This window comes from Citrobacter sp. MNAZ 1397, assembly GCF_023613995.1.
GTDB lineage: Bacteria > Pseudomonadota > Gammaproteobacteria > Enterobacterales > Enterobacteriaceae > Phytobacter > Phytobacter ursingii.
In genome coordinates this window covers 722,330-734,888 of the sequence record NZ_JAKIVH010000001.1, presented here as the reverse complement: position 1 = coordinate 734,888, position 12,559 = coordinate 722,330, and the positions used below count along the sequence as shown (strand labels likewise).

Here is a 12,559-nt window from a genome sequence, read left to right as displayed (position 1 = left end):
ATCGGTATTCTGTTTATGAAATTAGCTGACGTAAGGGCAAAAAAAAACCAACCCCGGAGGGTTGGTTTTCAATGTCACATTGAAGCGTGTTATTAACGCAGCAGGGACAGTACAGACTGCGGAACCTGGTTCGCCTGAGCCAGTACAGAAGTACCTGCCTGTTGCAGAATCTGCGCTCGGCTCATGTTGGACACTTCGGTCGCGTAGTCAGCATCCTGAATACGGGACTGTGCTGCGGACAGGTTAGTCACGGTGTTGTTCAGGTTGGAGATAGTAGAGTCGAAACGGTTCTGAATCGCACCCAGGTCTGAACGCTGAGTATCAACAGCTTTCAGTGCATCGTCGATAGAAGACAGTACGTTGGTTGCCAGAACGTCGAAGCCTTTAGCTTTGATGCTACGAGTTTCGCCAGATGCCAGACCAGTGGTAACACCGGTGGTACCTGTTGCGCTGTATTTGTTCCAGCCGCTGTTGCCAGAGATGGTGATGTCGATTTTCTCGCCATCTTTAGAGCCAACCTGGATAGAGATAGTGGTTGCGGAGTTGGAACCAGCCAGGATTTTGATACCGTTGAACTGGCTCTGGCTTGCAACACGGTTGATCTCGTCCAGACGCTGGTTAACTTCAGACTGGATGGAGTCGATGTCGGAACCGGAGTTGGTACCGTTCTGAGCCTGAACTGCCAGCTCACGGATACGCTGCAAGTTGTTGTTGATTTCGTTCAGAGAACCTTCGGCAGTCTGAGCAATAGAAATACCGTCGTTCGCGTTACGAGAAGCCTGAGTCAGACCTTTGATGTTTGCAGTGAAACGGTTGGAGATTGCCTGACCAGCCGCATCATCTTTTGCGCTGTTGATACGCAGACCGGAGGACAGACGCTCAATAGCAGTGCCCAGCGCAGACTGAGATTTGTTCAGGTTGTTCTGAGTAGTCAGTGACAACAGGTTAGTATTGATAACTGCCATAATTACTTTCCTTCAAAAATTGATTTAGGGTCGGTGCCTAACACTTACGGCGTCTCTCACCGTCAACAAGGGTATCGGCGCATCTTCGAAGGACTTTAGAAATAATCGATAAAAACTTTTATCTCATTGTTTTTAAATGATTTAAAATTCTTAAAGCGTCTTTTTAGCTCAAAAAATCGCCTTTCCGGAGCGGTTTTTGTCTTCTACAATCCTCTTATTTACCCCTAACTGCTCCCGCTTTTCTGTCGATTATTTTTTCATACGGTGTGTAAACTTTTTGCTCGAGTTGCCGATAGAGAGTCAAGTTACACACAAGACGCAAAGGAAAACAGACATGGCTTCTATTAGTAACCTTGGTGTAGGTTCCGGTCTGGATCTAACCACGTTGTACAACAACCTGGAAGCAGCTGAAAACACCAAGCTGACAACGATTACCAACCAGAAGACCACATATACCGCTCAATTAAGTGCGTATGGTAAGTTGCAAAGTGCCTTAACCAGCCTACAAACCGCAACGGCGGCGTTGGGTAAAGCATCTACATGGAACTCAACAACAGTTAACAGTACTAACACTTCTTTCTCTGCGGCCACGACCAGTGATGCAACGGTAGGGGATTATACTGTTAACGTTAGTCAGGTGGCGAAAGCGCAAGTACTGATGTCATCCAGTATTGCCAGCAATACCACACAGCTTGGCGGAACGACGACTGACAACACCCGTACCATTACCATTACCCAGGCGGGGACAAAAACGCCGCTGACGGTCAAATTAGCAGATTCTGATACGTCATTGACCGGTATCGCTAATGCCATCAACAAAGCGGGCGGCAACGTCAGCGCAACGGTAATGAAGGCAACTGATGGTGACTATCGCCTGATGCTGACCTCAAAATCGACCGGTACCGATTATGACATGACGGTCACTGTAACGGGCGATGATACCCTGCAGCAGAAGATTGGTCATGACAGCACGAGTAGCGCCCTTGCCGTGCAGACAGCCTCTCAGAACGCGAAGGTCTCCATCAATAATGTGGCGATTGAACGCGCCAGCAACACCATTACTGATGCATTGCCCGGTGTGACGCTGACGCTCAAATCAAAAAGTACGGCAGATGAAACGCTAAGTATTGGCCGTGCAACAGACGCTAACACCACGGCTATCAATAACTGGGTAACCGCCTATAACTCACTGCAATCCACTATCGCTAGCGTAACGAAATATGTTGCCGTGGATGCAGGCGCTGATAGCCAGTCCTCCAGTAACGGCGCGCTGCTGGGCGATTCGAACGTACGTTCGATTCAGTCTCAACTGCGTTCTCTGCTGACTGACGTACAAAGCCAGAGCGGCAATTACAAAATTCTGGCTCAGCTTGGGATTACACAAAACCCGGTAACCGGCTCCGATGGCTCGACCGGAACATTAACGGTGGATTCGACCAAGTTATCGAAAGCGTTAACCGACAACCCGGAATCGGTTCAGGCCTATTTTATTGGTGACGGAACCAAGACCGGTTTAGCGACCAAGATGAACAATACCCTGACGTCGATGCTGAGCACCGCGACAGGTAAAACGGGCGTTATCCAGAACGCGCAAGACGGTATTAACAAGACCATTAAGACTCTGGATCAGCGTTATACCGATATGGAAGCAACGATTGAAGCAACCATGGCGCGTTACAAGTCACAGTTCACTGCGCTCGACACGCTGGTCAGTAAGTTAAACAGTACCGCAACTTACTTAACGCAGCAGTTTAGTTCTTCCCGCAGTTAAGGATTTGATATGTATAGTCAAAGTGGTGCTAATTCGTACCAAAAAGTTGGGCTGGAAAGCGCTGTAATGAGCGCAAGCCCACATCAGCTTATTGTCATGCTTTTTGACGGGGCACACAGTGCCCTTGTCCGGGCACGGCTGTTCCTCGAACAAGGGGATTTGGTGTCAAAAGGCCAGGCACTTTCACATGCTATCAGCATTATAGATAACGGTCTCAAGGCAGGGCTGGACATGGATGTTGAGGGTGAGCTCCCTCGAAATATGGCATCGCTTTACGACTATATGGTGCGCCGTTTGTTACAGTCAAACCTGCATAACGACGTGGAAGGCATCATCGAGGTAGAGGGACTGCTGAACAATATCGCTGATGCGTGGAAACAAATTAACACATCGGCTTCTACTCATCAGGACATGCGTTGATGACTAACTTCATCCCATCTCTTACCGACTGGCATGCGTTGCATGCTCTGAGCATCACCATGCTAAATCTCGCCCATTCAGGTAAATGGGATGAATTGATTGAACAGGAAGTCAACTACGTACAGCTTGTAGAGAGTATTGCCCGCAACCCGATTTCACCAGGCAACAAACTGCAAAATCAGCAGGCTAAAGAGCTGCTGGGGATGGTGTTGTCAAATGAAGCTGAGCTCAAGGTGCTGTTACAGCAGCGCATGGAAGAGCTGCGCCACCTGATTGATAAAACAGGTAAGCAACAGTCTCTGACCTCAGCTTATGGTAATTTGTCTGGTAAAATCTTGTTCCCAAATAATTTAAATCAGTAACCACCAATCCTATGGTTTTCTTCCATACTCCAGAAGTCCAATGACGCGACTTCTGGAGCAAGGAAGATGAAAAACCCCACTTTATTGCAGACCTTTCACTGGTATTACCCCGACGGCGGCAAGCTGTGGCCCGAACTTCAGGCCCGTGCTGCCAGCCTCAATGATCTTGGCATCAACATGGTCTGGTTACCGCCCGCGTATAAAGGCGCGTCCGGCGGCTATTCTGTGGGATATGACACGTATGATCTCTTTGATTTAGGTGAATTTGATCAAAAAGGATCCGTGGCCACAAAATATGGCGATAAGGATCAGCTTCATGCCGCTATCGACGCGCTGCACAGCCACGGTATTGCTGTTCTCCTGGACGTGGTGGTGAACCATAAAATGGGCGCCGATGAAAAAGAGGCGATTCGCGTTAATCGAGTGAACGAGCAAGACCGGACACAAATTGATGACACGGTGCTGGAATGCGAAGCCTGGACACGCTACACCTTCCCTGCCCGTCAGGGAAAATATTCAAAATTTATCTGGGATTACAAATGTTTTAGCGGTATCGATCATATTGAAAATCCTGCAGAAGACGGCGTGTTTAAAATCATCAATGATTACACTGGCGAAGGCTGGAACGATCAGGTGGATGACGAGATGGGTAACTTCGATTACCTGATGGGAGCGAATATCGATTTTCGTAACCACGCTGTGACCGAAGAGATCAAATACTGGGCGCGTTGGGTGATGGACCAGACTCACTGTGACGGTTTTCGCCTTGATGCCGTGAAACATATTCCCGCATGGTTCTATAAAGAATGGATAGAACATGTGCAGGATGTGGCGCCTGAGCCGTTATTTATCGTCGCCGAATACTGGTCTCACGACGTGGATAAACTGCAGCAGTACATTGGCCAGGTCGAGGGCAAGACTATGTTGTTCGACGCACCGCTGCATATGAATTTTCATGAAGCCTCAAAACAGGGGCGCGACTATGATATGAGCCAAATTTTTACCGGCACGCTGGTAGAAGCTGACCCGTTCCATGCCGTGACGCTGGTCGCCAACCATGACACACAGCCGCTCCAGGCACTGGAGGCGCCGGTAGAAGCCTGGTTTAAACCGCTGGCCTATGCGCTCATTCTGCTGCGGGAAAATGGCGTACCGTCTGTGTTCTACCCGGATCTGTTCGGCGCAAGTTATGAAGATACCGGCGGCGATGGTGAAACATACCATGTCGATATGCCGGTTATCGACAAGCTGGACCGGCTTATCCTTGCCCGCCAGCGCTTTGCCCATGGGGTGCAGACGCTCTGGTTCGATCACCCTAACTGTATCGCTTTTAGCCGTAGCGGGACGCAAGACAATCCTGGCTGCGTGGTCGTCATGTCAAACGGTGATGACGGCGAGAAGACGTTGAATCTCGGTGTTAACTACGGCAATAAAGTGTGGCGTGATTATCTGGGGGACTACCAGGAGAGTGTCACCACCGATGAAAACGGTGAAGGCACGTTTTATTGCCATGGCGGGAGTGTCAGCGTCTGGGTACAGGAAGAGGTGCTGTAATGATTGCGCTGAGCGAACGGACTCGCTCAGCGCCGTTGTTCAGGGTTTCACGCCAATAACGGTTTTCTTCGCCAGCGCCTGCGTACACTCAACGGTCGGCTTATCAACCCGGCGCAAGGTCATGCCGTCATAGTCAAGTTGATTACCGTCGCGCTCAAGGCGATAGATATCGCGCTGCTGCGTCACGTTATACCAGTCATCTCCCCTGGGCATCAGCTTGCCCGGTACCGCAATCACGCGTTGCCACTGACGGCAATCCAGCGTATCCCCTTCTGGCGTAATGATTAGCGAGGCAATAGCCTCAGGGCTGACCAGTTTACTTTGCGGTCCCACCGTCTGCCAGTTGCCCGCCAGCCCTTCCGGGGCCGGGTGCTTGACCACCGAGGTAAAATCATCCACCTGCACGCAACCACTCAGTGCCAGCATTGCGCCAATAATCAGTTGTTTTTTCATTATCTTTCCTGCTTTTTGCGACAGAATGAGTGTGGCACTAAACGCCTGCGGCCACCAGGGTTTCATCATACCAGACCCGATTTTTGACTGAGTACAGGTTTCAAGTTATTAAACACAGCTAATATGCGCGTCCCGGGCACAGTCCGGTTCATCTTTCGTTGGCACCTTCTGAGTTCAGAGGCTAATACCATGTCATGGCAACACATTAAAACGACCTTCCTGATTAAATTCTGGTCGCCTGTTCCGGCGGTTATCGCAGCGGGAATTCTTTCCACCTACTATTTCGGCATTACCGGCACCTTCTGGGCGGTAACGGGGGAATTTACCCGTTGGGGCGGGCAACTGCTGCAACTGGCAGGGGTACACGCCGAAGAGTGGGGATACTTTAAACTCATTCATCTTGATGGCACACCGCTGACCCGAATAGACGGCATGATGATTATCGGTATGTTTGGCGGTTGTTTTGCCGCAGCATTATGGGCAAACAACGTGAAACTCCGTCTGCCGCAGCATCGCATCCGCATTGTCCAGGCGGTCATCGGCGGGATTATCGCCGGATTTGGCGCGCGTCTGGCAATGGGCTGTAACCTGGCAGCCTTCTTTACCGGCATTCCGCAGTTCTCGCTACACGCCTGGTTTTTTGCCGTCGCTACCGCCATCGGTTCATGGCTGGGTGCCCGCTTTACGCTCCTCCCCCTTTTCCGCATACCGGTAAAAATGCAGAAAGTCTCAGCGGCGTCGCCACTGACACAAAACGCGGACCAGGCGCGTCGGCGCTTCCGTCTGGGGATGCTGATATTTGCCGGGATGATTGGCTGGGCGCTGCTGACGGCGATGAACCAGCCGAAGCTGGGGCTGGCGATGTTGTTCGGCGTAGGCTTTGGTTTGCTGATTGAACGTGCGCAGATCTGTTTCACCTCCGCCTTCCGCGATATGTGGATAACGGGCCGTACGTTAATGGCAAAAGCGATTATTTTCGGCATGGCGGCCAGCGCGATCGGTATTTTCAGTTACATACAGTTGGGTGTGGAAGCCAAAATCATGTGGGCAGGCCCGAATGCCGTTCTCGGTGGCTTGCTGTTTGGCTTTGGCATTGTGCTGGCCGGCGGCTGTGAGACCGGCTGGATGTATCGTGCCGTTGAAGGGCAGGTACATTACTGGTGGGTCGGTCTGGGTAACGTTATTGGTTCAACTCTGCTGGCTTACTTCTGGGATGACATCTCCCCTGCGCTCGCCACAAACTGGGATAAAGTCAACCTGTTGAAAACCTTTGGGCCGCTCGGCGGATTGCTGGTGACGTATGCCCTGCTGCTTATCGCCCTGCTCTTTGTCATTGGCTGGGAAAAACAATTTTTCCGCCGCGCATCGCGGGCGGCAATTAAGGAGACCGCATGAACATCGTACCCGATTACCGTCTGGATATGACGGGTGAACCCTGCCCCTACCCGGCAGTAGCGACGCTGGAGGCACTGCCGCAGTTAAAAAAAGGCGAAATTCTGGAAGTCATCAGCGACTGCCCGCAGTCAATCAATAACATTCCTGTCGATGCGCGAAACCATGGCTATACGGTGCTGGACATCCAGCAGGATGGGCCAACGATTCGTTATATGATTCAGAAATAGGGAAAAGGCGGCTAAAGGATGGCTCACCGGCACTCTTTACGTGAAGTTCGGTGAAAAAAGTGGCAGCTCCGGACGGGGCTGCCAGCAAAAAACTAAACCTGCATATTCATGATGTCCTGGTAAGCCGTTACAAGCTTGTTACGCACCTGGACACCCATTTGCAGGGAAATGGATGATTTCTGTAAGTCGGTCATTACGTCATTCAACGCCACGCCCGGTTCGCCAAGGGTGAATTTCTCAGCCTGTGTACGCGCCGTGTTCTGCGTATCGCTGATTCGATCCAGCGCGGCATGCAGCTGCCCGGCAAAACTCACCGTCTGAACGCTGTCAGCGTTATCAACGCTTTGATTTTTCGCCAGACTTGCGGTCGCCTGCAGTTGGCTGATAACGCTTTCTATACCCTGAATTGCCATGGATTATCCCCGGATGGTTTGATACACGGATAAGGTTACCAGTTCGTCAATAAGATAATGGCGGTAAATAACGATAAAAAACCAGGTTATTTGAGGCATAGAAAATTCTGAATCATCAAATAATGGCATAGCCATATTAATGGACAAATGTCGAGTTTGCCGATCCGGGAGTCTGTTTTGTTTCACTACTCAAATAACAACATCCACCCTGAGTTACGAGGTGCGCAATGAGTGCGACTGCAACTTCTGCACCACAGAATAAATCTCTGGAGTGGCTCAACCGCTTGCGCGCGAACCCCAAGATCCCATTAATGGTGGCGGCGGCTGCAGCCGTTGCTATCGTCGTCGCCATGGTACTGTGGGCAAAAAGCCCGGACTACCGCACCCTTTATAGCAACCTCTCCGATCAGGACGGCGGGGCTATCGTTACCCAATTAACGCAAATGAACATTCCTTACCGTTTCTCTGAGAACGGTGGGGCTCTTGAAGTTCCTGCAGATAAAGTTCATGAGCTGCGCCTGCGCCTCGCGCAACAGGGTCTGCCGAAAGGCGGTGCTGTCGGTTTCGAATTGCTGGATCAGGAAAAATTTGGCATCAGCCAGTTCAGCGAGCAGGTTAACTACCAGCGCGCGCTGGAAGGCGAACTGGCCCGTACCATTGAAACACTGGGTCCGGTGAAAACCGCGCGTGTCCATCTCGCGATGCCAAAACCGTCTTTATTCGTGCGTGAACAAAAATCGCCGTCTGCCTCGATCACGGTCAACCTTGCACCGGGTCGCGCCATGGATGACGGTCAAATCACAGCAATCGTTCACCTGGTCTCCAGCGCCGTCGCTGGTTTGCCGCCGGGTAATGTGACCGTGGTTGATCAGAGTGGCCGCCTGTTAACGCAGTCCAACACCGCAGGCCGTGACCTCAACGATGCGCAGTTAAAATACGCATCAGATGTCGAAAGTCGCGTACAGCGTCGTATTGAATCCATCCTTGCGCCAATCGTGGGTAACGGTAACGTTCACGCTCAGGTTACCGCGCAGATTGATTTCGCGAACAAAGAACAAACCGAAGAGCAGTACCAGCCAAACGGCGATGCCTCTCAGGCAGTACTGCGTTCTCGCCAGACCAACGAAAGTGAGCAGATTGGCGGAAGTTATCCGGGCGGCGTACCGGGAGCGCTGTCTAACCAGCCTGCCCCGGCCAATGCCGCACCGATCACAACGCCACAGGCGAATCAGCAGAACGGACAGCAAAATCAAACGGGTCAGCAGACGGCCTCTTCGGCTGCAAACAGTGCAGTGCCGCGCAATACCACCCGTAACGAAACGGCGAACTACGAAGTAGACCGCACCATTCGCCACACCAAGATGAATGTCGGCGATATCGAGCGTCTCTCTGTGGCCGTCGTGGTGAACTACCGAACCCTGGCGGATGGCAAGACCGAAGCGCTGACCGCAGATCAGCTTAAGCAAATTGAAGACCTGACCCGCGAAGCCATGGGCTATACCGAAAAACGCGGTGATACCCTGAACGTGGTGAACTCCCCGTTCAACGCAACCGACGATGTGGGTGGTCAACTTCCATTCTGGCAACAGCAGAGCTTCATCGATCAGATGTTGACTGCAGGTCGCTGGCTGCTGGTTCTGATTGTCGCCTGGCTGCTGTGGCGTAAAGCGGTACGTCCGCAGCTGGTTCGCCGTCAGGAAGAGGCGAAAGCGATACAGGAAGCACAGCGTGCCCGTGCTGAAATTGAAGAGTCCGTGGAAGTTCGTCTCAGCAAAGACGAACAACTCCAGCAGCGTCGTAATAATCAGCGTCTGAGTGCCGAGGTGATGAGCCAACGCATTCGTGAGATGTCAGACAACGATCCGCGCGTTGTGGCGCTGGTCATTCGCCAGTGGATGAGTACTGAAAATGAGCAATAATGCAACCGGCCTTACCGGTACCGATAAAAGCGTCATTCTGCTAATGACCATTGGAGAAGATCGCGCAGCGGAAGTGTTCAAGCATCTGTCCCAGCGGGAAGTGCAGCATCTCAGTACCGCTATGGCCAGCATGCGTCAGTTCTCTAATAAGCAATTAGTAGAAGTCCTGCAGGAGTTTGAGGGCGAGGCTGAACAATTCGCGGCCCTGAATATCAACGCCAACGACTACCTGCGTACGGTACTGGTGAAAGCGCTCGGCGAAGAGCGTGCCGCCAGCCTGCTGGAAGATATTCTCGAAACCCGCGATACCACAAGCGGTATCGAGACGCTCAACTTTATGGAGCCGCAGAGTGCCGCCGATCTTATTCGCGACGAGCACCCACAGATTATCGCTACCATCCTTGTCCACCTCAAACGTGGCCAGGCTGCCGATATTCTTGCCCTGTTTGATGAGCGTCTGCGCCATGACGTCATGCTGCGTATCGCCACGTTCGGTGGCGTACAGCCAGCCGCACTGGCCGAACTGACCGAAGTACTCAACAACCTGCTCGACGGTCAGAACCTCAAGCGCAGCAAAATGGGCGGCGTGAGAACGGCGGCGGAGATCATCAACCTGATGAAAACGCAGCAGGAAGAAGCCGTTATTTCGGCGGTTCGCGAATTCGACGGCGAGCTGGCACAAAAAATTATCGACGAGATGTTCCTGTTCGAAAACCTCGTGGATGTGGACGACCGCAGTATCCAGCGCCTGCTGCAGGAAGTGGATTCCGAATCCCTGCTTATCGCGCTCAAAGGCTCCGAACCGCCGTTGCGCGACAAGTTCCTGCGCAATATGTCCCAGCGTGCGGCGGATATCCTGCGCGACGATCTTGCCAACCGTGGCCCGGTCCGCCTGTCGCAGGTGGAAAACGAGCAGAAAGCCATTCTGCTTATTGTTCGTCGTCTGGCCGAAACCGGCGAGATGGTAATTGGCAGCGGCGAGGATACCTATGTCTAATGAATTGCCGTGGAAGATCTGGACACCAGAAGATCTCGCTCTACCGGTACCTGAGTTTATCGCCGCGCTGTCCACAAGCGATGAGCCGAATGTAGAGGTCGAAGACGAACAATCTGCTGAACAAAAGCGTCAACAGCAGTTAGCACAGATACAGATGCAGGCGCATGAAGCAGGCTATAATGCAGGTCTGGCAGAAGGCAGACAAAAAGGCCAGGAACAAGGTTACCAGGAAGGCCTCTCTCAGGGCTATGAAAATGGTATGAACCAGGCGCGCCAGCAGCAGGCACCTATCCATGCCCGTATGCAACAACTGGTTAGCGAATTTCAGTACACCCTGGATGCGCTGGATAGCGTGATTGCCTCCCGTCTGATGCAGATGGCGCTTGAAGCCGCGCGTCAGGTCATTGGCCAGGCCGCGTGCGTGGATAACGGCGCCCTGATTAAACAGATCCAGACGCTGCTGCAACAAGAACCTCTGTTCAGCGGTAAACCACAGTTACGCGTGCATCCTGATGATTTGCAACGCGTAGAAGAGATGCTTGGCGCGACGCTCAGCCTGCATGGCTGGCGTCTGCGCGGTGATCCGACCCTGCATCCAGGTGGCTGCAAAGTCTCTGCTGATGAGGGCGATCTCGACGCCAGCGTGGCAACGCGCTGGCAGGAACTGTGCCGCCTTGCGGCACCGGGAGTCGTTTAATGACTGCACGTCTGACTCGATGGCTGACTTCGCTCGATAATTTCGAAGCCCGAATGGCGCAACTGCCATCCGTGCGTCGTTATGGTCGTTTGACGCGTGCTACCGGTCTGGTGCTGGAAGCGACAGGTTTGCAACTGCCGCTGGGGGCTACCTGCGTTATTGAACGTCAGGAAAACGGCGAGACCAGAGAAGTCGAAAGCGAAGTTGTCGGCTTTAACGGACAACGCCTGTTCCTGATGCCGCTCGAAGAAGTGGAAGGCATCCTCCCTGGCGCTCGCGTCTATGCGAAAAGTATTCTTGGCGATGGTTTGCAAAGCAGCAAACAACTGCCGCTTGGCCCTGCCCTTCTTGGTCGTGTACTGGACGGCAGCGGCAAACCACTCGATGGTATGCCAACACCGGATACCGGTGAAACCGGCGCGCTGATCACCCAACCGTTTAACCCGCTACAACGTACGGCTATCGAGCATGTGCTTGACACCGGCGTGCGAGCCATCAACGCCCTGTTAACGGTAGGCCGCGGCCAGCGCATGGGGCTGTTTGCCGGTTCCGGCGTGGGTAAGAGCGTCTTATTAGGCATGATGGCCCGCTATACCCAGGCTGACGTTATCGTGGTCGGGCTCATCGGTGAGCGTGGTCGTGAAGTAAAAGATTTTATCGAGAATATCCTCGGTGCCGATGGTCGCGCACGTTCGGTTGTGATCGCCGCGCCTGCGGATGTCTCGCCTTTATTACGTATGCAGGGCGCAGCCTACGCCACCCGCATTGCTGAAGATTTTCGCGATCGCGGCCAGCACGTGCTGCTGATTATGGATTCCCTGACGCGTTATGCGATGGCCCAGCGTGAAATCGCGCTGGCGATCGGCGAGCCGCCCGCCACCAAAGGTTATCCCCCCTCCGTTTTTGCCAAATTACCTGCGTTGGTGGAACGTGCAGGTAACGGTATTAGCGGCGGAGGCTCCATTACCGCGTTTTATACCGTGCTGACCGAAGGGGATGACCAACAGGATCCGATTGCCGACTCCGCGCGCGCCATTCTGGATGGACACATTGTCCTGTCCCGTCGGCTGGCAGAGGCAGGACACTATCCTGCCATCGACATCGAAGCGTCTATCAGTCGTGCGATGACGGCCCTGATTACGGAAAAGCATTACGCCAGAGTCAGAAATTTCAAACAGTTGTTGTCGAGCTTCCAGCGTAACCGTGATCTGGTGAGCGTTGGCGCCTACGCGCGCGGCAGTGACCCGATGCTGGATAAAGCTATCGCATTGTGGCCGCAGTTAGAGGCTTTTTTACAACAAGGCATTTTCGAACGTGCCGGGTGGGAAGATTCAATACAAGCCCTTGAACTCATTTTCCCGAACGCATAACGCAGTGGGAGAGCGA

13 protein-coding genes are annotated in these 12,559 nt (G+C 52.8%); 10 read left to right on the top strand and 3 right to left on the bottom strand.

What is annotated here, in order from left to right:
- Window positions 1-92 precede the first annotated feature (92 nt).
- A complete protein-coding gene (locus tag L2097_RS03275) occupies window positions 93-965 on the bottom strand; it encodes a flagellin N-terminal helical domain-containing protein (protein ID WP_085007047.1) in 873 nt (290 codons plus the stop codon).
- Window positions 966-1,299: 334 nt separating this feature from the next.
- On the opposite strand from L2097_RS03275, the gene fliD reads away from it, so the two are divergent.
- The 4 genes from fliD (at window position 1,300) to amyA (ending at window position 5,072) form a co-directional block, all read left to right on the top strand.
- Complete coding sequence (gene fliD / locus L2097_RS03270) at window positions 1,300-2,736, top strand: flagellar filament capping protein FliD (protein ID WP_085007046.1); 1,437 nt, start codon at window positions 1,300-1,302, stop codon at window positions 2,734-2,736.
- A gap of 9 nt (window positions 2,737-2,745) precedes the next feature.
- Entirely contained in the window at window positions 2,746-3,156 is a 411-nt protein-coding gene (gene fliS, locus L2097_RS03265; RefSeq protein ID WP_085007045.1) for a flagellar export chaperone FliS, read from the top strand.
- Complete coding sequence (fliT, locus tag L2097_RS03260) at window positions 3,156-3,518, top strand: flagella biosynthesis regulatory protein FliT (protein ID WP_047369789.1); 363 nt, start codon at window positions 3,156-3,158, stop codon at window positions 3,516-3,518. Before fliS ends, fliT begins: the two co-directional genes overlap by 1 nt.
- A 66-nt stretch (window positions 3,519-3,584) precedes the next feature.
- A complete protein-coding gene (gene amyA, locus L2097_RS03255; protein WP_047369788.1) occupies window positions 3,585-5,072 on the top strand; it encodes an alpha-amylase in 1,488 nt (495 codons plus the stop codon).
- Window positions 5,073-5,111: 39 nt separating this feature from the next.
- Here amyA and yedD read toward each other — a convergent pair whose 3' ends face one another.
- A complete protein-coding gene (gene yedD / locus L2097_RS03250; protein WP_047369787.1) occupies window positions 5,112-5,525 on the bottom strand; it encodes a lipoprotein YedD in 414 nt (137 codons plus the stop codon).
- A gap of 189 nt (window positions 5,526-5,714) precedes the next feature.
- Between yedD and yedE the strand changes: the two genes are divergently transcribed.
- On the top strand, window positions 5,715-6,920 hold the full coding sequence (gene yedE / locus L2097_RS03245) for a selenium metabolism membrane protein YedE/FdhT (RefSeq protein ID WP_047369786.1): 1,206 nt from the start codon (window positions 5,715-5,717) through the stop codon (window positions 6,918-6,920).
- Window positions 6,917-7,147 carry a sulfurtransferase-like selenium metabolism protein YedF gene (gene yedF, locus L2097_RS03240; protein ID WP_047369785.1) on the top strand — a complete coding sequence of 77 codons (231 nt, stop codon included), beginning with the start codon at window positions 6,917-6,919 and terminating at the stop codon, window positions 7,145-7,147. The genes yedE and yedF overlap by 4 nt, the downstream gene beginning before the upstream one ends.
- A 92-nt stretch (window positions 7,148-7,239) precedes the next feature.
- On the opposite strand, the gene fliE is transcribed toward yedF, so the two are convergent.
- Window positions 7,240-7,560, bottom strand: coding sequence for a flagellar hook-basal body complex protein FliE (gene fliE, locus L2097_RS03235; RefSeq protein ID WP_047369784.1), 321 nt, complete (start codon window positions 7,558-7,560; stop codon window positions 7,240-7,242).
- A gap of 227 nt (window positions 7,561-7,787) precedes the next feature.
- On the opposite strand from fliE, the gene fliF reads away from it, so the two are divergent.
- The 4 genes from fliF to fliI are packed head-to-tail and all read left to right on the top strand — an operon-like array spanning window position 7,788 to window position 12,543.
- Window positions 7,788-9,479 (top strand): flagellar basal-body MS-ring/collar protein FliF, encoded by a 1,692-nt coding sequence (gene fliF, locus L2097_RS03230; protein ID WP_047369783.1) that lies wholly within the window; start codon window positions 7,788-7,790, stop codon window positions 9,477-9,479.
- Window positions 9,469-10,476 (top strand): flagellar motor switch protein FliG, encoded by a 1,008-nt coding sequence (fliG, locus tag L2097_RS03225; protein ID WP_047369782.1) that lies wholly within the window; start codon window positions 9,469-9,471, stop codon window positions 10,474-10,476. Before fliF ends, fliG begins: the two co-directional genes overlap by 11 nt.
- A complete protein-coding gene (gene fliH / locus L2097_RS03220) occupies window positions 10,469-11,173 on the top strand; it encodes a flagellar assembly protein FliH (protein ID WP_229222507.1) in 705 nt (234 codons plus the stop codon). The genes fliG and fliH overlap by 8 nt, the downstream gene beginning before the upstream one ends.
- Window positions 11,173-12,543, top strand: a complete 1,371-nt coding sequence (gene fliI, locus L2097_RS03215; RefSeq protein ID WP_085007043.1) for a flagellar protein export ATPase FliI — start codon at window positions 11,173-11,175, stop codon at window positions 12,541-12,543. The genes fliH and fliI overlap by 1 nt, the downstream gene beginning before the upstream one ends.
- Window positions 12,544-12,559: the final 16 nt, after the last annotated feature.